The organism is Sphingomonas liriopis (assembly GCF_024211255.1).
In the GTDB taxonomy this organism is placed as follows: domain Bacteria; phylum Pseudomonadota; class Alphaproteobacteria; order Sphingomonadales; family Sphingomonadaceae; genus Sphingomonas; species Sphingomonas liriopis.
Genome location: NZ_JAMLDY010000004.1, coordinates 188,532 through 210,698, shown reverse-complemented (window position 1 = coordinate 210,698; position 22,167 = coordinate 188,532). Strand labels below are relative to the sequence as shown.

Genomic DNA, 22,167 nt, shown 5'->3' with positions numbered 1-22,167 from the left:
GAACCCGGTCGCAGGGGAAACCCCGTTACTGCGTGACGCTGGCGCTCGCGTCGACGAAGACGCTGGGATCGAGGACGAGGCGCGGGCGCGATGCCGGGACGGGCGCGGGGACATCCTGCACCACCGCCGACCGCGGCGTCATCGGCGCGACGTTGGCCATCGCCATGCGGGTCGCGGCGGCGCGTTCGGCACGCCACGCGTCATAGGCGGCGTAGAAATCGGTGAACGGCTTTTCCAGCACCGCGAGCCGGCCGGCAGCGAAGGCGGGCAGGTCGGCGGTCGATACCGTCGCGCTGTCGGCGAGCGTCGCGGCGGCGGCGTTGCAGAAGGCGTCGCGCGCCTGGCTTTGCGAGAAGAAATTGTACAGCCGCGTCATCTGGTCGTCGTAGCGATCCTGCCAATCGCCGCCGCCCGCCCCGTAGCGCGTCTTGTATTCGGCGGTGAGGCGCGTCTGCGCACCGGCGAGCGTCGCCTTCTGCTGCGCGAGCAATGTGTTGTAGCCGGCGATGATCGCCGCTTCGTCGGGGCCGCGGCAGGCGAGCGCGGCGACGTTCAACGCTGCGCGCAGATGCCAGACCGCGCCGTCGGCGGACAGGTTGCGGTTGGGCGTCGCGTAGCGGCCGTCGGACATCAGCGCCGGGATCTGCATGCCGACATAGGCACCCTTCGGCATCGCCAGCGGTGCGGGGGCCGGCGGCGCAGGCGGCGGCGGTGCGACCGCGACAACCTTCGGCTTGACCGCACAGCCGGCGAGCAGCGCCAGACCGATCCCGGTGAGAACTCCATAACGGCGCATCGCGAGACTCGTCCTTCCCTGCCCCCCGGCAGATGCGGACTGTGCGACGGCAATGGTTAACAGAGGGTAAGGGTGAACCAATTCCTCCCCGGCACGGGGAGATGGCGCCGCGAAGCGATGACGGAGGGGGGCTTCCACACACCGTGCGCTGCGTGGAGAACCCCCTCCACCATTCGGCTGCGCCGAACGGTCCCCCTCCCCGTGCCGGGGAGGATCAGGCCGCCCTTTTCTCCAGCGCGGACGCCGCCTCGGCGATCAGCGCGGCGATGATCTCGGCGATCGGTTCTTCCTTCGTCACCATGCCGACCGACTGGCCGGCCATGACGCTGCCATGTTCGACGTCGCCGTCGATCACCGCGCGGCGGAGGGCGCCGGCCCAGTAATGCTCGATCTGCAATTGCGCCTCGAGCATCTCGACCTTGCCGCCGTCTAGCAGCAGCGCCACTTCGCGCTGCTTCGCGCCGAACAGCTCGCCCGCCGCGTTCTTGAGCGCGCGAACCGGAATCACCGGCAGGCGCGGGTCGATCTGGACGCTGGCGATCGCGTCGCGGGCACTCGCGCGGATGAACGCGCGTTTGAAATTGGCGTGCGCGATCGATTCGGTCGCGCAGACGAAGCGCGTGCCGAGCTGGACGCCCGCCGCGCCCATGTCGAGATAGCCCGCGATCGCCTCGCCGCGGCCGATGCCGCCGGCGACGAACACCGGCACCAGTTCGGCGATCTCGGGCAGCATCTCCTGCGCCAGCACGCTGGTCGAGACCGGGCCGATATGGCCGCCCGCCTCCATCCCCTCGATCACCAGCGCATCGACGCCCGAACGGATCAGCTTCTTCGCCAAGGCGAGGGTCGGCGCGAAGCAGATGACCCTGGCGCCGCTCTCCTTGATCGCCTCGAGCGACCCCTTGGGCGGCAGGCCGCCGGCGAGCACGACATGGCCGACCTTATGCTTTGCACACACCGCGATCAGGTCGAACAGCGCCGGATGCATGGTGATGAGGTTCACGCCGAACGGCTTGGTCGTGAGCGCCTTGGTCGCGGCGATCTCGGCATCGAGCAGTTCGGGGGTCATCGCGCCGCAGGCGATCACGCCGAACCCGCCCGCGTTCGACATGGCGGAGACGAGGTTGCGCTCGCTGACCCACGACATCGCGCCGGCCATGATCGCGACTTCGCTGCCGAGGAACGCCGCGCCGCGTGCCATGCGGCGCTGCAATCGCTCCCCTCCCGCTTGCGGGAGGGGCTGGGGGAGGGCCTGCGCGCCCGCTTCGACGTGAGAAGGAGTCATGATTGTCGCCATGCCCTCCCCTAACCCCTCCCGCAAGCGGGAGGGGAATATTACGCCGCCTCGGCGTCGAGGCCGTAGGCGGTGTGGAGGACGCGGACGGCGAGTTCGGTCTCGTCCTCGTGGATCAGCACCGACACCTTGATCTCGCTGGTCGAGATCGCCTGGATGTTGATGCCGCGCGCGCCCAGCGTGGTGAACATCGTGCTGGCGACGCCCGCATGACTGCGCATGCCGACGCCGACGACCGAGATCTTGGCGACGCGCGTGTCGTGGACCAGCTCGCCGAAGCCGATCGCCTCGCGCGCCTGGTTGAGCGCTTCCAGCGAGCGCGCCAGATCCGCCGAGGGCACCGTGAAGGTGACGTCGGTCGAGCCGTGGTTGTGCGCGATGTTCTGGATAATCATGTCGACGTTGATGTTGGCGGCGGCAAGCGGTTCGAAGATCGCGGCGACCGCACCCGGCTTGTCGGGGACGGATGTCAGCGTGATCTTCGCTTCGTTCTTGTCGTGCGCGATGCCGGTGATGAGCTGGCGTTCCACGTCTATCTCCTCTTCGGCGACGATCATCGTGCCGGGCAATGTGTCCGCCATCGGTGCGTCCTCGCCGGTGAACGACGAGAGCACCTGGACGCGGACGTTCTCCTTCATCGCGAGGCCGACCGAGCGGGTCTGCAACACCTTCGCGCCGACGCTGGCGAGTTCCAGCATCTCCTCGTACGTCACCTTGGCGAGCTTGCGCGCGCGCGGCACGATGCGCGGATCGGTGGTGTAGACGCCGTCGACGTCGGTATAGATGTCGCAGCGATCCGCCTTGATCGCCGCCGCCACCGCGACCGCCGAGGTATCCGACCCGCCGCGGCCGAGCGTCGTCACCCGGCCCTCGTCCGATACGCCCTGGAAACCGGGGATCACCGCGACCTCGCCCGCCGCCATGCTGGCGAGCAAGGCATCCGTCTCGATCGTGCCGATCCGCGCCTTGGCATGCGCATCGTCGCTGTGGATCGGCAGCTGCCAGCCGAGCCACGACCGCGCCTTCACGCCGGCCGCCTGCAGCGCGATCGCCAGCAGCCCGCTGGTGATCTGTTCGCCCGCGGCGACGACGACGTCATATTCCTTCGGGTCGTAGAGCGAGGACGCCTCGCGGCAGAAGCCGACCAGCCGGTCGGTCTCGCCCGCCATCGCCGAGACGACGACCGCGACCTCGTTGCCCGCCTCGACCTCGCGTTTGACGCGCGCGGCGACGCTCCTGATGCGCTCGATCCCGGCCATCGACGTGCCGCCGAACTTCATCACGATCCGCGCCATGCTGCTCGCCAAACTCCTTGGGGTAGAAGGGCCGTCCTGATAGGTAGCGGCCATGGGAAGCGCAAGCAGCACGATCGACGCCCGCGAAGCCGCGCATTTCGGTGCGATGGCGAAGGACTGGTGGGACCCCAAGGGCTCGTCGGCGATGCTGCACAAGCTCAATCCGGCGCGGCTGGGCTATATCCGCGCGGCGATCGACCTGCATTGGGACGGCGACGACACGAGCTTCACGCCCTTGGCAGGCAAGACCGCGCTCGACGTCGGTTGCGGTGCCGGGCTGTTGTGCGAGCCCTTGGCGCGGCTGGGCGCTGCGGTGACGGGGATCGACGCGGCGGCGGAGAATATCGCGGTGGCTGAAGCGCATGCGGCGCAGAGCGGCCTCAGCATCGCTTACCGCGCGGTCGGCGTCGAGGCGATGAGCGAGCGGTTCGACCTCGTCACCAGCCTCGAGGTGATCGAGCACGTCTGCGACCCCGCCGGTTTCGTCCGCGGGCTGGCGGAGGCGCTCGCCGATGGCGGGTTGCTGGTGCTGTCCACCCCCAACCGCACGCCGCTGTCGCGGCTCGCGCTCATCACGCTGGCGGAGGGGACGGGGCGCATCCCGCGCGGCACGCACGACTGGGACAAGTTCCTGACCCCCGACGAGCTGACCGACCTGCTCACCCGTGCCGGGCTGACGGTGACCGACGTGCAGGGGCTGGGCTTCTCGCCGGCGACGGGGTTCACGTTGAGCGATTCGACGAGCCTCGATTATTTCGTGACGGCGAAGCGGCTCTGAGCCCTGCGGGGCACCCAGAATCCCCGCGTCACCCCGGACTTGTTCCGGGGTCCACTCCGCGGCGAGGCACACGGCATGAAGCTGGAGCGAAACGCTCGCGGAACGGTGGACCCCGGAACACGTCCGGGGTGACGAAGGATGTGCGGTGAGGTCTCACCTCGCCAAAGTCCATGACGAGCTAGGCGATTGGCACTCTCCCGCTCCCCCGCTAGGCCCACGCCGATGCACGTCCTCACCAACTCGCGGCTGCGGCTCCCGCTGCTGATCCTCGTCGCGATCGCGGCGCGGGCACTGACGTTCGGCAATCCGGTCGTCCATGTCGACGAGGAGTTCTACTTCGTCACCGGATCGGCGCTGTGGCGCGGGATGCTGCCGTTCGTCGACGTATGGGACAGGAAGCCGGTGGGGCTGTTCCTGCTCTACGCCTTGCCCGCGGGGCTCGGCTTTCCGGCGGGGATCTGGGCGTATCAGGCGCTGGCACTCGCGAGTGCGGTCGCAACGGCGTGGCTGGTCGCGCGTCTTGCCACGCGCGCCGGTTTCGCCGCGGGGGCGACCGCGGCGGGCATCGGCTACATCCTTTGGCTCGGGCTGCTGGGCGGACAGGGTGGGCAGTCGCCGGTCTTCTACAATCTGCTGACGATCGGTGCGGCGCTGCTGGTCCTGCGCGGCGGACGCGCCGCCGGGATCGCCGCGATGGCGCTGGTCGGCGTCGCGTTGCAGATCAAATATTCGGTGGTGTTCGAAGGGGTGTTCTTCGGCCTGTGGCTGCTCGCCGACGCATGGCCGCGCACCCGCCGGCCGCTCGCCGTCCTGACCTATGGCGTAATGCTGATCGTCGTCGCGCTGCTGCCAACCGCACTCGCCGCCGCGGCCTACGCCGCCATCGGCCAAGGGCAAGCGTTCGTCTACGCCAACTTCCTGTCGATCTTCCATCGCAACCCCGATCCGCTGGGCGAGCTGGCGGGCAACCTCGGCCAGATCGTGCTCGTCATCTCGCCGCTGGTCGCGCTGGCGGTGCTCGCGCTGCATCGGGCAGAGGCGACGCGCGAGCGCCGCTTCCTCGCGCTCTGGCTCGGCGTCGCGATTGCCGGCGTGCTCGTGTTCCGGCCGTGGTTCGATCATTACAGCCTGCCGGTGCTGTTGCCCGCCTGCGCCGCCGCGGCGGGGATGCTCGGCCGTGGCGACTGGCAGCGCTGGCGCACGCCGGCGCTGCTGCTGACCGCCGCGCTCGCCGGGCAGATCGTGCTTGTCGCGTTACGCGGCGAGCGTGGCGACGCGCGCCAGTTCGCCGCGCTGGCGCAGGCGGTCGGGCGTGGTCCCGGCTGCCTCTACGTCTATTCGGGCAGCACGATGCTCTATGTCGCGAGCGGGCGCTGCACGTCGTCGCGCTATATCGTGCCTAGCCACCTCGGCCGCACGCGCGAGGCGGGGGCGACCGGGGTCGATCAGGATGGCGAGATCCGCCGCATCCTCGCAGGGCAACCGGCGGTGGTGGTGATGCGCCCGCCCTACGGAGGCGAGCGGCCGCAGGCGCGCGCGCTCGCCATGGCGACGATGGCCACCGGCTATCGCCTCGCCGCGGCGCTGCCGATGGGCAACGAGACGATCAGCGTCTATAAACGGGCGCGATGAAACGCCTGTTCGCCTCGATCCACGACGTCTCGCCCCGGTTCGAGGGGCAGGTCGACCGCCTGCTCGACCATCTCGCCCCCCATGTCGGGCGGCGGCTCGCGATGCTGGTGGTGCCCGATCACTGGTCGAGCGCGCCGATCACGCCCGCCTTCGCCACCCGCCTGCGCGGCTGGGCGGACGAGGGGATCGAAATGTTCGTCCACGGCTGGACGCATCGCGACGATACGCCGCACGTCGACAAGGCCGCCGCGCTCAAGGCTCGCCACATGACCGCGGGCGAGGGCGAATTCCTGGGCCTGTCCCATGCCGAGGCGCTGCAACGGATGCGGCGCGGCAAGGCGCTGGTCGAGGATATCACCGGCCGCGCCGCGACCGGCTTCATCGCGCCGGCATGGCTGTATTCGGAGGGCGCGCGCGCCGCGTTGCAGGATGCGGGCTTCGCGCTGGCGGAGGATCATGCGCGGGTGTGGCGCCCCGGCGGCGCGGTAGTCGCGCGCGGGCCGGTCATCACCTGGGCGAGCCGCAGCCGCCCGCGCCAGCTGAGCTCGCTCGCCGCGGCGGGGGCGCTGCGCCATGTCTTGCAGCCGACGCGCAACGTGCGGATCGCGGTGCATCCGGGCGATACGACGGTGCCGGCGCTGATGCGCAGCATCACGACGACCTTCGCCGCGTTCGGGCGGCATCGCCCGGCGGGCTATGCGGAGCTGCTGGGGTAGGACGGTCGGCCCGTCCATATCCCCCGTCACCCCGGACTTGTTCCGGGGTCCACTGCTCCGCACGCGGAGGACAAGAGGCTCTGGCCTTTACGCTTGCCGAACGGTGGACCCCGGAACACGTCCGGGGTGACGAAGGGCTTTGGGCGGAAGCCCCGGGGCATCATGCAAGTGGAGGATGCCCCCCCCTCGAAGGTCACGCCGTCAGCCGCACACCCCCCCGCCGCGCGATCACGTCGGCGTAGTGCGCGACGAGATCGGCGCAATGCTCCTCGTCGCTGCGCACCGTGGCCGCCGCGACCGTTGCGGCGCGGCGGACGATGCCGCGGTCGCGCGCGAGCATGCGCAGGATCGCGTCGGCGCAGGAATGCGCGTCGCGCTGCGCATAGACTTCGGCGAACAGCGGATCGGCGATCTCCGCGGTGCCGCCGCCGTCGGGGACGATCAGCGGCGTGCCGCTCGCCAGCGCCTCGGCGGGGACCAGCCCGAACGTCTCGGTGCCGCAGCCGTGGATGTAGAAGTCCGCGCTCGCCATGATCGTCGCGAGGCGGCGGCGGTCGTAGACCGGGCGGAACAGGCGGATGTGCGGATTGTCGCCGATGTGGCGCTCCAGCGTCTTGGTATCCATCCCCTGCCCCAGGATGACGAGTCCGACCGGCGCCTGCGTGCCGGCGCGGCGCACCGCGTCGATCACCGTCGGCCAGCGCTTTTCGGGATGGTGCCGCCCGACGCCGAGCAGCAGGTGCGCATCCGCCGGCAGCCCGCATTGCTGGAGCAGCGCCGCGCGCAGCCCTTCGTCGCGCAAGGACGGCGAGAAATGCGCGCGCTCGATTCCCAAGGGCATCGTCGCATCGACGCGGACCCCGCGAAGGCTGAGCTGCTTGGTCAGCGACGGGCCGTTGGTTACGACGGTGTCGAACCGGTCGAGGCAGCGGCCGAGATAGCGGTCGTACCACGAGAAGGCGCGCTCGATCCGCGGTGCCGAGGCGAGCGGCTTGAACCAGCGCTTGGGGTAGGCCTCGACATTGTCGTTGTGCATGAAGAACGAGCGGATCGCCCGCCCGCGCCAGCCCGACACGATCCAGGCGGCGCGCCATGGCGAGCAATTCTCCACCACGTCCGGGTCGAGCGCGTTCAATCGCTGGTAGAGCGGCGCGGCATCCCAGAACAGGCCGTAATTGGCGTCGAACGGCATGCCCGGCGCCTCGATATAATGGATCGCGCCGCCGCCGGGGCGCTCCTCGATCCGGTTCTCGCGGCCGGGGGCGAGCACGATCAGCTCGTGGCCCATGCCCGCCAGCACCTCGATCTTGCGATCGACATAGGTGCGCACGCCGCCGCCGGTCGGCGAGTAGAATTCGTTGACGTCGACGATTCTCATGCCCCGCCCTTCATCGGGCCGAACCCGCCCAGGCCGTGGAGATACTGCATGCGCACGGCGCGGTCGACCGTGCCGGTGCCGACGTCGACCACCGCCTGGTCGAGCCTGGGCCGCGACATGCCGAGCTTGCCCGCGCCGACGAAACCGGCGCCGTCGGCGAAGAAGTTGAACTTGTTCTTGCCGTCGCGGTCGTGCGTGACGAGCAGCGCGTAGCGGCCGGGGCGCGGCACGCGGATGCACACCTGCACCGCGCCGCTCGCGGGGATCGCGGTCCACACCCGGCGGAACGTCTTGCCCTGCGCGACGAGCGCGTCGTCGTCCTTCAGGAAATCGCCCTCGGTCGCCGGATACAGCTCCAGCTTGATGCGGCCCTTGCGGTCCTTGAGGCCCAGCACCTGCGCCAGGATCGCCGGGCCGCCGCCGGCGCTGCACGCCGCGGCATCGCTGCCCAGCACCTGCGCGCCCGCCGGCGTCGCCAGCACCAGCGCGGCAAGGATCGCCAGAGACTTCATACCCGCTTCCTCGTCGCCAGATGGTGGAGGCCGAAGCCCAGGATCAGCACCGCATGCACCAACAGGACTGCAGCAGCGGTGAACGCGATCAGTTCGGACAAGGCCTGATCCTCGCCGATCATGAGAATCGCGAAATTGGCGAACAACAGGTCCTTGTTGGGCAGTAGCGGCAACCGCCCGAACAGCATCCGCCCCGCCGACAGGAACACCCAGGTGCCGAGCGCGACGCTGGGCATCGCCAGCGCCCAGGCGACGGCGAGGAACAGCGCGCCGAGGATCAGCCGCGCGCAATGGATGCCGAACACCATCCACAGCTGCCCGCGCGGCAGCGAGAAGACCTTGCGCGAAAAGATCAGGAACGGCAGCGAGGTGCCGAAGATCACCGCGAGGCTGCCGTAGACGTAGCGGATCATGTCGGGCGGGATCAGGTCGCGCCCGACCGGCAGCGCGACCGCGATCATCGCCAGCGTCACCGCATTGCCGGCGATCGCCGACAGGATCGACACGTCCTTGACCGCGCCGAATGGCGCCGCGACCAGCTGCGCGCGCTGCCGCGCCCAGGCGTAGAAATAGGCCTCGCCCGAATAGCCCATGACGACGTCGTTCGCGATCCGCTTCTTGATGAGCGCGACCAGCCCGGCGAGCGGAATGCCCCACAGCCGGCGGAAGATCAGGTAATCGGCGACGGGCGGGATGAAATAGAGCGCGGCGAAGGCGACGTAGAACCACGGATCGCGCGGCGTCGCGCGTTCGAGGCCGGCGAGCCCCGCATTGAGCAGTTCGTGCGCGAGGCCCGCCAGCATGGCGAGCGTCACCAGCCCGCCGATGATCGCCGGCCAGCGGCTCTTGATCGTCTTCAACGGCTGGAGCCCCGCGATGTCGGGGGCAGGAGCTACGGTTTCGGTCGGAAAACCGCCGGCTTTATGATCGATCTGCACCCAATGGTCCGAACATGAAGGTGGCGCGGCTTAGCGGGGAAGTCGCGGATTTGCACATGAAATCGCTTTCACTGTCGTGTCGGGCAGCATTGTGGCAAGACGCGCCCGAACCATGGCCGCCGACCACATCCTGACCTTTGCGCAAGACCTGAACGGGGGCGGTGTCGAACGCGCGCAGCTGCGCCTGGCGCGCGACTGGCTGGCGGCGGGACGGCGGGTGACGCTGGCGATCGGCGACACGAACGGCGCGCTGGCGGGCGAGATTCCGCCGGGGCTGGGAATCGTGCCGCTGGCGGATCGCCGCTATGCGACGCAGGCGCGGGTCGCCGAGGTGGTGCGTGACCTCCGCCCCGATATCGTCTTCTGCCCGGGCAGCCATTATACGCTGGTCGCCGCGTGGCTGCGCTGGCGGCTGAAAGACGACTGCCCGCCGATCGTCGCCAAGCTGTCGAACGCGGTCGCGCGCGGCGACCACGGCCGGGTCATGGATGCCGCGCATCGCGTGTGGCTGGCGCAGCACGGCCGCTTCCTCGATCATCTCGTCGCGATGACGCCGGCGACCGCGGCGCAGGCGGCGCGGCTGACGCGGATGGAGCGGCGGACCAGCGTCATCCCCAATCCGCCCGCCGCGCCGCTCGCCGCGACGCCGGCGCCGCTGCCGCCGGGGCGCGTCGTGCTGGGCGTCGGCCGGCTGGTGGCGCAGAAGCGCTGGGACCGGTTGATCGCCGCTTTGCCCGCGCTGCCCGACGACGTGCAGGTCGTGATCCTCGGCGAGGGCGAATTGCGCGAGGCGCTCGAGCGGCAGGCGCGCGAGGCGGGGCTCAGCGAGCGCGTCCATCTGCCCGGCCATGTCGCCGATCCGCTCGGCGCGATGGCGGCGGCGCGGATGCTGGCGCTCCCTTCCGATTACGAGGGCGTGCCCGGCGTGCTGCGCGAAGCGCTGTCGGTCGGCACGCCGGTGGTGGCGACCGCGTGCAGCCCCTCGGTGCGCGAGATCGTCGCGACGCCGCAATTGGGGAGCGTCGTCGAAGCGGAGGATGCGGCCGGGTTTGCTGCGGCCCTCGCATATTGGCTCGACGCCCCGCGTCCGGCGCCGGTGCCGCAACCGGGGGCCGATTCGGCGGAGCGTTATCTGGCGCTGTTCGACCGGCTGGTTTGAGCCTCCCTTTCCTGTCGAAGGGCGATGAAACTCACCTGTGCTTCGACAGGCTCAGCACGAACGGTGGGAGAGGCCTGCGTTCACGCCCCGCCCGTCTCGTCCCGCTCCGCCTCGCGTTCCGAGCTGCGCTCGAGCGCGGTCTTGACCATCGCGGTCATCGGATCGGCGAGTGCCAGCCCCAGGATGCCGAACAGCGCGCTCGCCATGATCTGCGCGCCGAGCGTCAGCGCCGGCGGCAGGTCGACGGTCTTCTTCGCGACGATCGGCAGCAGCACGTAGCCGTCGAACCCCTGCACGATCACATAGGTGCCGATCGCCCAGTAACCGACATGCGTCCCCGCCGAGAAACCGACCGCGATCATCAGCGCGCCGCTGATGAAGGCGCCGATGTTGGGGATGAAGGCGAGGAGGCCGGTGAGGATGCCGAGGATCATCGCCATCGGCACGCCGCCGATGGTCAGCGCGATGCCGGTGAGGATCCCCTCCGCCACCATGCCGAGCAGGCGGCCGGCGAGCAGCCGGCGGAGCGTCTTGCCCATCCGCGCGAGCACCACGCCGAATTCGGGACGATTGTCGCGCGGCACCATCCATTCCAGCCCGCGGCTGTAGGTGCCCGGATCCATCGCGACGAACAGGCCGATGACGATAATCATGAACATCGTCGTCAGCGCGCCGAACGCGGTGCCGACCCATGAGGTGATCCGCCCGACCGACGACAAGGCCTGTCGCGCGATGCCGCTGACGTCGGAGGCACCGGGCATCAGCCCCTGCGCGCTGAGCCAGCCGGCCAGCCGGTTCGCCTGGCCCTCCAGCGTGCTGCGCAATTGCGAGAACTGGTCGGCGACCTGCACGCCGGTGAGGTAGAAGGTGCCGGCGAGGAAGGCGATCGTCAGCAGCACGACGATCAGCAGCCGCCAGCCGCGCCCGATGGGGAGCACCTTGCCCAGCAGCCGCACGCCGCCGTCGAGCAGCGCGGCGAACACGAGTCCTGCAAAGATGATGAGCAGCGGCTGGACCAGGATCACCGCCAGCGCGATCGCGCAGGCGAGCCCGAGCCAGACGGTGGCGCGCTTCAGCTCCTGCCGGACGAACGGATCGCGCAGCTCGTTGGGGCTGGGGTCCTGCACGCGCTGCTCGGTCACCTTATTTCCCTTCGGCGGGGTGGAGCGACAGGCCGGCGCGGCCCGAGCGCAGCGATCCCGGCCAGGTCAGCGGGTTGAGCGTCGCATCGCCATCGAGGCTGAAGGTCAGGAATTCGGCGCGCCCGCCCAGATTCTCGTACGGCACCGGCCCGCCGAGGCCGAGCTGCGCGAGCGGGAAACGGCTGTCCGCCGAGCGATCGCGATTGTCGCCCATCAGGAAGACGTGGTTGGCGGGGATCGTCACCGGCCCGTAATTGTCGCCCGGGCTGTCCGGTTCGAGGTCGACGGTGTCGTAATGCCGGCCATTGGGCAGCGTCTCTGTGACGATCGGCAGGTGGCAGACGTAACCGCCGCCGGCTGCGGGGCGGCGCGCGCCATAATATTCGCTGTCGCTGCACGGGCTGTTCGTGTCGACCGGCAGGTCGACGTAATGCATGGCTCCCCGCGCGATCGCCTTGCCGTTGAGGATCACCGTGCCGCCCTGCACCGCGAGCGTGTCGCCGGGCAGGCCGATGACGCGCTTGATATAATCGTTGCGCGTGCCCGGCGGGGTGACGATCACCACGTCGCCGCGCGTCGGCAGGCGGCCGAACAGCCGCCCGTGGACGAAGGGCAGGCCGACGCTCCAGCTCTCCTCGGGCTCGCGCAGCACGAGCCCCTTGAAGATCGCCACCGGATTGGGGATCGTCGGCGAGACGAACGACCAGCCATAGGCGAACTTGCTCACCACCAGCCGGTCGCCGATGCGCAGGCCCGGCAGCATCGATTCGCTGGGGATATAGAAGGGCTTGGCGACGAAGCTGTGGAAGCCCAATACGATCAGGATCAGCCAGAAGATGCCCTTGATCTCGCCCCACCAGTCGGTCTTCTTCTTCGCGGCGGCCTCTGGCGCGGGCGCGGGCGCGGGGACCGCTGCCTCGCTGGGGTTGCTGCCGTCCAACACCGCTTCCTTCATGCCTTGGGGTCCGCGATCGCCTCGATAATCACAAAGGCCTGCGCCCAGGGATGATCGTCGGTCAGGGTCAGATGTATACGCGCGAGGTGGCCCGCGGGGATCATGCCGTCAAGGCGTTCCTTCGCCCCCCCGGTCAGGCTGAGCGTCGGCGCACCCGAAGGCGCGTTGACGACGCCGATGTCCTTCATGAACACGCCCGCCTTGAACCCGGTGCCGACCGCCTTGGAAAACGCCTCCTTCGCGGCGAAGCGCTTGGCGAGCGTACCCGCTTTGGTGAACGGGCGCCGCGCGGCGCGAGCGAGTTCCGCGTCGGTGAAGACGCGGCGTTCGAAACGCTCGCCGAAACGGTCGAGCGACGCTTGGATCCGCTCGATGTTGCACAGGTCGGAGCCAAGACCGACGATCATAATCCCTCTCCCAGCGGGAGAGGGAGGGAGCAGCGAAGCTGCGGAAGGGTGAGGGCGAGGATCAACCGACGCCCCTCACCCTTCCCACGTCGCTGCGCGACGTGGGCCCCTTCCCTCTCCCGCTGGGAGAGGGAGATGTCATCGCGCCGCATCCATTTCCTCGCGCATCCGCCGCACCGCTTCGCCCAACCCGACGAACAACGCCTCGCCCACCAGGAAATGCCCGATGTTGAGCTCGCGCACCTGCGGGATCGCCGCGATCGGACCGACATTGTCGAACGTCAGCCCGTGCCCGGCATGCACCTCGATCCCGTTCTTCGCCGCCAGCGCCGCCGCATCCGACAGGCGGCGCAGCTCCTCGCTGCGCGCCTCACCGTCCAGCTCGGCGTAGCGCCCGGTGTGCAGCTCGACGACCGGCACGCCCAGGCGGATCGCCGCCTCGATCTGGCGCGCATCGGGTTCGATGAACAACGACACGCGGATGCGCGCCGCGCCGAGCTCGCCGACCAGCGGCGCGAGGCGGTCGTGCTGCCCGGCCGCATCGATCCCCCCCTCGGTGGTGCGCTCCTCGCGCTTCTCGGGGACGATGCAGGCGGCATGCGGACGGTGGCGCAGCGCGATGGCGAGCATCTCGTCGGTCGCCGCCATCTCGAGGTTGAGCGGCACGGTCAGCTCCGCCGCGAGCCGCGCGATATCCTCGTCGGTGATATGCCGCCGGTCCTCGCGCAGGTGCGCGGTGATCCCGTCCGCCCCCGCCTCCGCCGCCAGCAGCGCGGCACGTACCGGATCAGGATAGCCGCACCCGCGCGCGTTGCGCACCGTCGCAACGTGATCGATATTGACGCCGAGGCGCAGGGAATGGGTCATGAGCAGGCCGCCGCGGATAGGAGGTCGTAAACGAAGCCCTTGCCTTCCCACACCTCGCCGAACGCGAAATCGTCCGACGAGCGGTTGGTGAAGACGATCACGACGATAGCGTCGTCGGGCAGGATGAAGTTGCGCACCTGGACGCCGCCGATCTCGCCGTCGCGCTGGACGATCCGCCTGGGCGTCGCACAGCCGGCAAGCGTGCCGGGGAACACCCATTGGCCGAGCGCCTGATAGCTGCCCTTGCCCTCCGGCGTCCATAACGCGGCCAGACTGGCGGGTGCCATCAGCCTGCCGGTCATCAGCGCCCGGTCGAAGCGGAACACGTCGCGCGCGGTGCCGATCAGGCCACCGGCCGCGCCGAAGCTCGCCAGCTGGATGGCCGGTTCGGGTCGGCCCTTTACATAGCCCGGCACGCCGCGCTCGCCGGCCGTGGCCATCGCCATGCCCTGCGGCCAGCGGTCCGTCCCGCGCCACGCGCCGACCAGCAGATAATCGCAATTGTTGTAGGCGAACGCCGCGCCGGGGGTTCCCGGCTTCGACGCGCAATAAGCGACATCGGGCGCGCGCTTCAGATAGGCGCCCGGCACGCCGCCTGCGCCCGGCGGCGTATCGTCCGGATTGGCCAGCCCGCTATGGTGCGTCAGCAATTGCCGCACGGTCAGCCCGGCCAGCGCGGGTATGAAACCGACGCCCGGCGCGACCTCGCGGGGGATGGGCGCGTCCAATACCCCCGGCTTGGATTCGAGTCCGGCGACAACCTGCGCCGCCACCACCTGCTTGGTGATCGACGCCAGCCGCCAGCGTTCGCCGGCCGCGTGGACCGCGCCGCCCGCCGGATCGATCGTGCCATAACCGCGATCGAGCAGGATGCGGTCACCCTTCGCGGCCAGCAGCTCGCCCTGCAGCCCGTAGCGCCGCGCCACCGCATCCGGCGTCTCCGCCGCGACCGGCGCGGCGACCGACACCAGCGCGGCGAGCAGCGCGCGGATCACGCCGCGCGGCTCCCCGGCTTGATCGCGGGGATCGCCGCCAGTTCGGGCGGCAGCGCGTCCGCGGCATAGGTCGGCACATCGAGCCGGATCAGCGGATAGAAGGGCACGCCGAGGTCGACCGTGCCGCCGGACCGATCGACCAGCGACGCTGCCGCGATCACCCTGCCGCCCGCCGCCTCGATCGCCTTGATCGCCTCACGGCTCGACAGCCCGGTGGTGACGACGTCCTCCATCATCAGCACCTCCTGCCCCGGCTCCAGCCGGAAGCCGCGGCGCAGCTCGAACGTGCCGGTCGGGCGTTCGACGAACATCGCCTCGACGCCGAGCGCGCGCGCCATCTCGTGGCCGGCGATGACGCCGCCCATCGCAGGGGAGACGACCACGGCGATCCGCGCCTTCAGCTCGGCGGGGATGCGCTGGACCAGCGCGTCGGACAGGCGGGCGCCGCGGCGCGGGTCCATCAGCACGCGGGCGCATTGCAGGTAGCGCGAGCTCCTGAGCCCCGACGACAGGATGAAATGCCCCTCCAGCAGGGCATCGGCGGCGCGGAATTCGGCCAGCACGTCGTCGTCGGTCATCATCGTCACTTCCGATAAGAAACGTCGGGTACGGCGCTCATAGGAACTCGCCCGGTCCCCGCCAAGCGCGCTCGCGTCATAAACATGGGCCGGGCGCTTGAGGCGGACGGCACCCCCGCGTATAGGCCATGGCAAAAGGGGTGCATCCGTGCGCCCCGGATGGCCCGTTCGCCGGGCGGGCCAGGGAACAGGACGGGGTGACGACACGCATGCGCATGAGGTTCACGGGGATCGCGCTGGCCATCGGGCTGGCGCTGACGGGCATGGGGGGCGCCGAAGCGTCGCCCAGGCCGCAGGGCGCCGCCGCGCCGGCCCCTCAGGCGGCTGCCGCACCGGCCCCCCAGGCGGCCGCCGCACCAGCCGGCGTGTCGAACGTCGCCCCCACCACCGCCGCGGCGACCGCTCCGGCGGCGCCGTCTTCGCCGCTGCTCGCGCAGGACGGTGCGCCGGCGACGACGATCGAGCCGGGCGTCGGCCATCCGGTCGACGGCCGCATCGGCATCCAGCCGCAGGTCACGACCAATGGCCAGTTCGCGCACTGGTTCCACGATTCGATCCTGCTGCCGCTGATCGTCGTCATCAGCGTCTTCGTGCTGCTGCTGCTGATCTGGGTCGTCATCCGCTTCCGCAAGGCGGCGAACCCGATCCCCTCCAAGACCAGCCACAATACCGCGATCGAGATCATCTGGACGCTGGCGCCGGTCGTCATCCTGGTGCTGATCGCCGTCCCCTCGATCGGCCTGCTGCAGGCGCAGTTCAAGCCGGCCCCGGCCGGCGCGGTGACGCTGAAGGCGATCGGCAACCAATGGTATTGGTCGTATCAGTATCCCGACAACGGCGGGTTCGAGATCACCGCCAACATGCTGAAAGAGCGTGACCAGGTCGGCAAGGGCGAACGCTTCCGCACCGATGCCGACGGGCCCCGCCTGCTCGCCGCCGACAACCGCATCGTGCTGCCGGTCGGCGTGCCGATCCGCCTCATCACCACCTCGCAGGACGTGATCCACAGCTGGGCGGTCCCCGCCTTCTGGATCAAGCTCGACGCGGTGCCCGGCCGGTTGAACGAGACGAGCTTCACGATCGACAAGCCCGGCCTGTATTTCGGCCAGTGCTCCGAATTGTGCGGCGCGCGCCACGCGTTCATGCCGATCGCGGTGCAGGCGGTTCCCCCGGCGCAGTTCGCCGCCTGGGTCCGTGCCAAGGGCGGCACGATGCCCGCGCCCGGCCAGCTCAGCAACAAGGTGATCCCGCAGCCCGGCGCCGTCGGCTCCGCGGCCGGGGAGGCGCAGGGCAATGCCGCCGACGCCGCCACCGGCCCGACCGAGAATGCGACGACCGCCGCCCCTACCACTTCGCAGGGTGCGACCGGCAATCCGGCCACCGGCAACGCGGGACAGTAAGATGACCGATACCGCCCTCCACCCTAACGCGTTCGTCGCGCACGACGATCATGCGCACCATGACGCGGACCACAAGCCGGGCTTCTTCGCCCGCTGGTTCATGTCGACCAACCACAAGGACATCGGGACGCTCTACCTAATCTTCGCGATCGTCGCGGGGATCATCGGTGGCGCGATCTCAGGCCTGATGCGCGCCGAGCTCGCGCAGCCGGGCATCCAGTATCTCGTCGGCTGGGCGAACTTCCTGCCCGGCGGCGACGGCGGCCTCGACCATGCGCTCCACCTGTGGAACGTGCTCATCACCGCGCACGGCCTCATCATGGTGTTCTTCATGGTGATGCCGGCGATGATCGGCGGCTTCGGCAACTGGTTCGTGCCGATCATGATCGGCGCGCCGGACATGGCGTTCCCGCGGATGAACAACGTCAGCTTCTGGCTGCTCATCCCCGCCTTCTCGCTGCTGCTTGCCTCGCCCTTCTTCGGCGGCGCCGGCACCGGCTGGACGGTCTATGCCCCGCTCTCGACCTATGGCGAACCCGGACCGTCGGTGGACATGGCGATCCTGTCGCTCCACCTCGCCGGCGCCAGCTCGATCCTCGGCGCGATCAACTTCATCACCACGATCTTCAACATGCGCGCGCCGGGCATGACGCTGCACAAGATGCCGCTGTTCGTCTGGTCGGTGCTCGTCACCGCCTTCCTGCTGCTGCTCGCGCTGCCGGTGCTGGCCGCGGCGATCACGATGCTGCTGACCGACCGCAACTTCGGCACGACCTTCTTCGACCCCGCCGGCGGCGGCGACCCGATCCTGTACCAGCATCTGTTCTGGTTCTTCGGTCACCCCGAAGTGTACATCATGATCCTGCCGGGCTTCGGCATCGTCAGCCAGATCATCGCGACGTTCAGCCGCAAGCCCGTCTTCGGCTATCTCGGCATGGCCTATGCCATGGTCGCGATCGGCGTCGTCGGCTTCGTCGTGTGGGCGCACCACATGTTCGTCACCGGCCTCAGCGTGAACGTGAAGATGTACTTCACCGCCGCGACGATGGTGATCGCGGTGCCGACCGGCATCAAGATCTTCAGCTGGATCGCGACGATGTGGGGCGGTTCGCTGTCGTTCAAGACGCCGATGGTCTGGGCGATCGGCTTCATCTTCATGTTCACCGTCGGCGGCGTCACCGGCGTCGTGCTCGCCAACGGCGGCATCGACGATTACATGCAGGACACGTATTACGTCGTGGCGCACTTCCACTACGTCCTGTCTCTGGGTGCCGTGTTCGGCCTGTTCGCGGGCTTCTATTACTGGTTCCCGAAGATGTTCGGGAAGATGTACAACGAGTTCCTCGGCCAGCTGCACTTCTGGGTGTTCTTCGTCGGCGTGAACGTGCTGTTCTTCCCGATGCACTTCCTCGGCCTGCAGGGCATGCCGCGCCGCTATCCGGATTATCCGGACGCCTATGCGACGTTCAACGCGCTGGCGACGCACGGCTATGAGATCATGGCCGCGGGCATGGTCGTGTTCTTCGTCAACGTGATCTATTCGCTGATCGCGGGTCCGAAGGCGCCGGACAATCCCTGGGGCGAAGGTGCGACGACGCTGGAATGGACGCTGTCCTCGCCGCCGCCGTACCACCAGTTCGAGACGCTCCCGAAGATCGATTGAGGCGGGTGCAAGGGCTGCAACCCCGTTGCAGCCCGGTGCGAACGGCGCAGCCGGTCGCATGCACCCGGCCCGGCCGACGCGGCGACGCCGCGATCGACGTCACGGGATTTACTCCCGTGACGGGCTGCCGGGATCGGGACGAAACAGCCCCGGGGGGAAACCTCCGGGGCTTTTCTTTGCCCCCGTCACCCCGGACTCGTTCCGGGGTCCACTCCGCGGCGAGGCGCACGGCAAATGATCGAGCGTTACGCTCGCGGCCCGGTGGACCCCGGAACGAGTCCGGGGTGACGGCGGGATGGTGGTGCCGCCAGCAGACCCAGCCCCTCAGCAATATTCCGACACACATGCGACCAACGCCGCTTCCAACGCGCCGACCCGATCCGCGTTAATCTTCTTCGTTAAGACTTGACCCGCTATGATGCTGATAAACCATGGTTCGCCTGCGGGAGGGTGTTCGGGCGACCGGGTCGGGGGACTGCATCAGTGCTGGATGGGGAAGCAGCGGACGCACGCGCGTTCGCCGGGGATCATGAAACGCTCGCGGAAAGCGGCGCCGGCGCGCTGACGCTCGGCGCCACGCTCGCACCCGCCTTCCTGCTCGCCGCGTGCGGCAGCGGCGGTGGCAGCGGGTCGGGCAGCGCGCCGCCGGCGGCGAGCGCGCCGGTCGTGGTCGCCCCGGCCGCGATCACCACCGCGCAGGCGAGCCGCTTCCTCGCGCAGACGACGATGGGCGCCACCCGTGCAATGATCGATACCGTCGTCAGCCGCCGTTACGAAGGCTGGATCGACGACCAGTTCGCCCTGCCCCGCGCGACCTCGCACTGGGACTGGCTGGTCGCCAACGGCTATGCCGTCGCCGCCAACACCAACAATGAGACCGGTTTCGACGCCACGATGTGGCGTCAGATGATCGCCGAACCCGACCAGCTGCGCCAGCGGGTCGGCATGGCGCTCCTCGATTTGCTCGTCGTCGGCATCGGCGGGGTCAACCTCAACTGGAAGCAGTTCGCGACCGCGGCTTACGTCGACGTGCTGCTCGACAACGCCTTCGGTAACTACCGGACCATCCTCGACGCGATCACCACCAATGCGGCGATGGGGTCGTTCCTCACCTTCCTCGGCAACCGCAAGGCGAACGCCACCACCGGCGCGCAGCCCGACGAGAATTACGCGCGCGAGCTGATGCAGCTCTTCACGCTCGGCCTCTACCAGCTGAACATGGACGGCAGCGTCAAGACGAGCGGCGGCGTGCCGCTCGAAACCTATACGCCCGCCGACGTCAGCGGCCTCGCGCGCGTCTTCACCGGCCTCAGCCTCGCGACGACGGTCAGCGCGACGCCCGACCGCCATCGCCAGCCGCTGGTGATGAACGCGTCGCTCAACGAGACGGGCACCGCCACCTTCCTCGGCACCTCGACCAGCGGCGGCGGCATGGCCGCGGTCAAGGTCGCGCTCGACACGATCTTCGCGCATCCCAACCTGCCGCCGTTCGTATCGAAGCAGCTGATCCAGCGCCTCGTCACCAGCAACCCCAGCGCCGCCTACATCGGCCGCGTGTCGGCGGTGTTCGCCAACAACGGCTCCGGCGTGCGCGGTGACATGAAGGCGGTGCTGAAGGCGATCCTGCTCGATACCGAGGCGCGCAGCGACGATGCGCTGGCCAGCACCACCGCGGGCAAATTGCGCGAGCCCGTCATGCGGCTCACCGCCTGGGCGCGGCTCGCGAAGATCAACTCGCCTGCCAATACCTGGGCGTTCGGCGACACGTCGAGCCAGTCGAGCCGGCTCGGCCAGTCGATGGGCCGCAGCCAGACCGTCTTCAACTTCTTCCGCCCCGGCTATGCCCCGCCCGCGAGCGGGATCAGCAACGCCGGGCTGGTCGCGCCCGAATTCCAGATCACCAACGAACAGAGCGTCGTCGCCTACGTCAACTACATGCAGGGCCTCGTCGCCAACGGCACCGGCGACATGAAGCCCGACTATACCGACCTGATCGCCAAGGCGTCCGACAGCGCGAGCCTCGTCGACGAGGTCGTGCTGGTACTCGCCGCGAACCAGTTGAGCGCCGCGACCGTCACCGCGATCCGCGCCGCGGTCGACAGCGTCGCGACGACCGCGACCAACGGCCCGGTCAACCGCGTCGGCATCGCGATCCTGCTGACGCTCGCCTCCCCCGAATTTTTGACGTTGCGGTGAGCCCCATGGATTTTACCCGAGACGCCTCGCGCCGTGCCTTCCTCAAGCGGTCCGCCGCGCTCGGCGTCGCGGGGGTGGCGACGCCGTTCGTCACCAGCCTCGCCGCGATCGGCGAAGCCGCGGCGGCGACCGCGACCGATTACAAGGCTTTGGTCTGCGTCTTCCTGTACGGCGGCAACGACTACGCCAACACGGTCGCCGCCTATGACGCGGAGAGCTACGCCAAATATCTTGCCGCACGATCGAATATCGCGCTGACCCGCGAATCGCTGGCGGCGACGGTGCTCAATCCGACCGCGGGGCTGGCCGGCGGGCGGCAATATGCGCTGGCGCCGACGATGGGGTCGCTGCTGCCGCTGTTCGATCAGGGCAGACTCGCGGTCGCACTCAACGTCGGCACGCTCGTCCAGCCGACGACCAAGGCGCAATATCAGGCGAACAGCGTCAAGCTGCCGCCGAAATTGTTCAGCCACAACGACCAGCAAAGCTATTTCCAGGCGTCCAATCCCGAGGGCGCGACAAGCGGCTGGGGCGGGCGGATCGGCGACCTGTTCCAGTCGGGCAACGGCGCCGCGACGCTGACCTGCATCAACGCCAGCGGCAATGCGGTCTACCTGACCGGCAAGTCGGCGGTGCAATATGCGATCGGCACCGGCGGACCCGTGGCGCTCATCAACAACGCGACGTCGCTGTACGGATCGACCACCGCCGCATCGACGCTGCGCAGCCTGATGACGGGCAGCAACGCCAACGTCTTCGCCAGCGAGCATGCCCGCGTCAGCAAGCGCGCGCTCGACACCTATGCGCAGGTCAGCGGCGCGCTGGGATCCGCGCCGGCGACCGGCTTCCCGCTCTTCCCGACCGGCAACTCCCTCGCCGACCAGCTCAAGATGGTCGCGCGGCTGATCTCCGTCTCGTCGGAACTCGGCGCCAAGCGGCAGGTGTTCTTCGTCTCGATCGGCGGGTTCGACCTGCACGACAATCTCGTCGCGCAGCATCCCGCGCTGATCGGCAAGGTCGCCGATGCGATGCGCGCCTTCTACGACACCACGGTCGCACTGGGCGTCGCGGACAAGGTGACGAGCTTCACCGCCTCCGACTTCGGCCGCACGCTGCAATCGAACGACGACGGATCCGACCACGGCTGGGGCAGCCACCATGTCGTCATGGGCGGCGCGGTGCGCGGGCGGCGCTTCTTCGGCACCGCGCCGCAGGTCGGCAACGGCACGACGGACGACGTCGGCCAGGGCCGGCTGCTGCCGACGACGTCGGTCGATCAATATGCCGCGACGCTGGCGAGCTGGTTCGGCGTCGGCAATGGAGACCTGACGACGGTGCTGCCCAACATGGGCAATTACAATGCATCGACCTGGAATCTGGGGTTCGTGTAAGGGCGGCCACCCGCCACCCGTTCGCCCTGAGCCTGTCGAAGGGCCTGAGTCTCGTCCTCCCCCAAGGGCGAACGG

Annotated in this window: 20 protein-coding genes; 8 read left to right on the top strand and 12 right to left on the bottom strand. The window is 69.2% G+C overall.

What is annotated here, in order from left to right; all coding sequences use genetic code 11:
- Positions 1–25: 25 nt before the first annotated feature.
- The 3 genes from M9979_RS04710 to M9979_RS04700 form a co-directional block, all read right to left on the bottom strand.
- The gene (locus M9979_RS04710; RefSeq protein ID WP_254288175.1) at positions 26–796 is read right to left on the bottom strand and encodes a hypothetical protein; all 771 of its coding nucleotides are present in this window, start codon (positions 794–796) and stop codon (positions 26–28) included.
- A gap of 214 nt (positions 797–1,010) precedes the next feature.
- Positions 1,011–1,997, bottom strand: coding sequence for an NAD(P)H-dependent flavin oxidoreductase (locus M9979_RS04705; protein ID WP_254288210.1), 987 nt, complete (start codon positions 1,995–1,997; stop codon positions 1,011–1,013).
- A 134-nt stretch (positions 1,998–2,131) separates the two neighbouring features.
- Positions 2,132–3,385 carry an aspartate kinase gene (locus tag M9979_RS04700; RefSeq protein ID WP_254288174.1) on the bottom strand — a complete coding sequence of 418 codons (1,254 nt, stop codon included), beginning with the start codon at positions 3,383–3,385 and terminating at the stop codon, positions 2,132–2,134.
- Positions 3,386–3,437: 52 nt separating this feature from the next.
- On the opposite strand from M9979_RS04700, the gene ubiG reads away from it, so the two are divergent.
- The 3 genes from ubiG (at position 3,438) to M9979_RS04685 (ending at position 6,511) form a co-directional block, all read left to right on the top strand.
- Positions 3,438–4,163: a bifunctional 2-polyprenyl-6-hydroxyphenol methylase/3-demethylubiquinol 3-O-methyltransferase UbiG gene (gene ubiG, locus M9979_RS04695; RefSeq protein WP_254288173.1), complete on the top strand. Its 726-nt coding sequence runs from the start codon at positions 3,438–3,440 to the stop codon at positions 4,161–4,163.
- A 222-nt stretch (positions 4,164–4,385) separates the two neighbouring features.
- Entirely contained in the window at positions 4,386–5,795 is a 1,410-nt protein-coding gene (locus M9979_RS04690) for a hypothetical protein (protein WP_254288172.1), read from the top strand.
- Entirely contained in the window at positions 5,792–6,511 is a 720-nt protein-coding gene (locus tag M9979_RS04685) for a polysaccharide deacetylase family protein (RefSeq protein WP_254288171.1), read from the top strand. The genes M9979_RS04690 and M9979_RS04685 overlap by 4 nt, the downstream gene beginning before the upstream one ends.
- Positions 6,512–6,704: 193 nt before the next feature.
- Here the strand turns inward: M9979_RS04685 and M9979_RS04680 are convergent, their stop codons facing one another.
- From M9979_RS04680 to M9979_RS04670, 3 genes are read right to left on the bottom strand one after another with little or no spacing between them, the layout of a single operon-like run.
- Positions 6,705–7,889: a glycosyltransferase gene (locus M9979_RS04680; protein ID WP_254288170.1), complete on the bottom strand. Its 1,185-nt coding sequence runs from the start codon at positions 7,887–7,889 to the stop codon at positions 6,705–6,707.
- Positions 7,886–8,401, bottom strand: a complete 516-nt coding sequence (locus M9979_RS04675; protein WP_254288169.1) for a DUF2141 domain-containing protein — start codon at positions 8,399–8,401, stop codon at positions 7,886–7,888. The genes M9979_RS04680 and M9979_RS04675 overlap by 4 nt, the downstream gene beginning before the upstream one ends.
- Positions 8,398–9,339, bottom strand: a complete 942-nt coding sequence (locus tag M9979_RS04670) for a hypothetical protein (RefSeq protein ID WP_254288168.1) — start codon at positions 9,337–9,339, stop codon at positions 8,398–8,400. The genes M9979_RS04675 and M9979_RS04670 overlap by 4 nt, the downstream gene beginning before the upstream one ends.
- Before the next feature lie 112 nt (positions 9,340–9,451).
- Here M9979_RS04670 and M9979_RS04665 point away from each other — a divergent pair, with 112 nt between their 5' ends.
- Positions 9,452–10,498 (top strand): glycosyltransferase, encoded by a 1,047-nt coding sequence (locus M9979_RS04665; RefSeq protein WP_254288167.1) that lies wholly within the window; start codon positions 9,452–9,454, stop codon positions 10,496–10,498.
- A gap of 80 nt (positions 10,499–10,578) precedes the next feature.
- Here the strand turns inward: M9979_RS04665 and M9979_RS04660 are convergent, their stop codons facing one another.
- From M9979_RS04660 to pyrE, 6 genes are all read right to left on the bottom strand, one after another.
- Entirely contained in the window at positions 10,579–11,640 is a 1,062-nt protein-coding gene (locus M9979_RS04660; RefSeq protein WP_254288166.1) for an AI-2E family transporter, read from the bottom strand.
- A gap of 1 nt (position 11,641) precedes the next feature.
- Complete coding sequence (lepB, locus tag M9979_RS04655) at positions 11,642–12,595, bottom strand: signal peptidase I (RefSeq protein ID WP_254288165.1); 954 nt, start codon at positions 12,593–12,595, stop codon at positions 11,642–11,644.
- Positions 12,592–13,002 (bottom strand): holo-ACP synthase, encoded by a 411-nt coding sequence (gene acpS / locus M9979_RS04650; RefSeq protein ID WP_254288164.1) that lies wholly within the window; start codon positions 13,000–13,002, stop codon positions 12,592–12,594. Before acpS ends, lepB begins: the two co-directional genes overlap by 4 nt.
- 138 nt (positions 13,003–13,140) lie before the next feature.
- Complete coding sequence (locus M9979_RS04645; RefSeq protein WP_254288163.1) at positions 13,141–13,869, bottom strand: pyridoxine 5'-phosphate synthase; 729 nt, start codon at positions 13,867–13,869, stop codon at positions 13,141–13,143.
- Entirely contained in the window at positions 13,866–14,864 is a 999-nt protein-coding gene (locus M9979_RS04640; protein ID WP_254288162.1) for a serine hydrolase domain-containing protein, read from the bottom strand. The genes M9979_RS04645 and M9979_RS04640 overlap by 4 nt, the downstream gene beginning before the upstream one ends.
- Complete coding sequence (gene pyrE / locus M9979_RS04635; protein WP_254288209.1) at positions 14,861–15,442, bottom strand: orotate phosphoribosyltransferase; 582 nt, start codon at positions 15,440–15,442, stop codon at positions 14,861–14,863. Before pyrE ends, M9979_RS04640 begins: the two co-directional genes overlap by 4 nt.
- 215 nt (positions 15,443–15,657) lie before the next feature.
- Here pyrE and coxB point away from each other — a divergent pair, with 215 nt between their 5' ends.
- The 4 genes from coxB to M9979_RS04615 all read left to right on the top strand — a co-directional run bounded on the left by coxB (position 15,658) and on the right by M9979_RS04615 (position 22,092).
- Positions 15,658–16,842 carry a cytochrome c oxidase subunit II gene (gene coxB, locus M9979_RS04630; RefSeq protein ID WP_422921539.1) on the top strand — a complete coding sequence of 395 codons (1,185 nt, stop codon included), beginning with the start codon at positions 15,658–15,660 and terminating at the stop codon, positions 16,840–16,842.
- Between the two features lies 1 nt (position 16,843).
- Positions 16,844–18,505 (top strand): cytochrome c oxidase subunit I, encoded by a 1,662-nt coding sequence (gene ctaD, locus M9979_RS04625; RefSeq protein WP_254288160.1) that lies wholly within the window; start codon positions 16,844–16,846, stop codon positions 18,503–18,505.
- 483 nt (positions 18,506–18,988) lie between these two features.
- Entirely contained in the window at positions 18,989–20,701 is a 1,713-nt protein-coding gene (locus M9979_RS04620) for a DUF1800 domain-containing protein (protein ID WP_254288159.1), read from the top strand.
- Between the two features lie 5 nt (positions 20,702–20,706).
- The gene (locus tag M9979_RS04615) at positions 20,707–22,092 is read left to right on the top strand and encodes a DUF1501 domain-containing protein (RefSeq protein WP_254288158.1); all 1,386 of its coding nucleotides are present in this window, start codon (positions 20,707–20,709) and stop codon (positions 22,090–22,092) included.
- Positions 22,093–22,167 lie beyond the last annotated feature (75 nt).

What these genes read in the sequence shown, in the direction of transcription:
- M9979_RS04710 (WP_254288175.1), bottom strand. Translation starts at nt 796, where the DNA reads ATGCGCCGTTATGGAGTTCTCACCGGGATCGGTCTGGCGCTGCTCGCC.
- M9979_RS04705 (WP_254288210.1), bottom strand. Translation starts at nt 1,997, where the DNA reads ATGGCACGCGGCGCGGCGTTCCTCGGCAGCGAAGTCGCGATCATGGCC.
- M9979_RS04700 (WP_254288174.1), bottom strand. Translation starts at nt 3,385, where the DNA reads ATGGCGCGGATCGTGATGAAGTTCGGCGGCACGTCGATGGCCGGGATC.
- ubiG (WP_254288173.1), top strand. Translation starts at nt 3,438, where the DNA reads ATGGGAAGCGCAAGCAGCACGATCGACGCCCGCGAAGCCGCGCATTTC.
- M9979_RS04690 (WP_254288172.1), top strand. Translation starts at nt 4,386, where the DNA reads ATGCACGTCCTCACCAACTCGCGGCTGCGGCTCCCGCTGCTGATCCTC.
- M9979_RS04685 (WP_254288171.1), top strand. Translation starts at nt 5,792, where the DNA reads ATGAAACGCCTGTTCGCCTCGATCCACGACGTCTCGCCCCGGTTCGAG.
- M9979_RS04680 (WP_254288170.1), bottom strand. Translation starts at nt 7,889, where the DNA reads ATGAGAATCGTCGACGTCAACGAATTCTACTCGCCGACCGGCGGCGGC.
- M9979_RS04675 (WP_254288169.1), bottom strand. Translation starts at nt 8,401, where the DNA reads ATGAAGTCTCTGGCGATCCTTGCCGCGCTGGTGCTGGCGACGCCGGCG.
- M9979_RS04665 (WP_254288167.1), top strand. Translation starts at nt 9,452, where the DNA reads ATGGCCGCCGACCACATCCTGACCTTTGCGCAAGACCTGAACGGGGGC.
- lepB (WP_254288165.1), bottom strand. Translation starts at nt 12,595, where the DNA reads ATGAAGGAAGCGGTGTTGGACGGCAGCAACCCCAGCGAGGCAGCGGTC.
- acpS (WP_254288164.1), bottom strand. Translation starts at nt 13,002, where the DNA reads ATGATCGTCGGTCTTGGCTCCGACCTGTGCAACATCGAGCGGATCCAA.
- M9979_RS04645 (WP_254288163.1), bottom strand. Translation starts at nt 13,869, where the DNA reads ATGACCCATTCCCTGCGCCTCGGCGTCAATATCGATCACGTTGCGACG.
- pyrE (WP_254288209.1), bottom strand. Translation starts at nt 15,442, where the DNA reads ATGACCGACGACGACGTGCTGGCCGAATTCCGCGCCGCCGATGCCCTG.
- coxB (WP_422921539.1), top strand. Translation starts at nt 15,658, where the DNA reads ATGAGGTTCACGGGGATCGCGCTGGCCATCGGGCTGGCGCTGACGGGC.
- ctaD (WP_254288160.1), top strand. Translation starts at nt 16,844, where the DNA reads ATGACCGATACCGCCCTCCACCCTAACGCGTTCGTCGCGCACGACGAT.
- M9979_RS04615 (WP_254288158.1), top strand. Translation starts at nt 20,707, where the DNA reads ATGGATTTTACCCGAGACGCCTCGCGCCGTGCCTTCCTCAAGCGGTCC.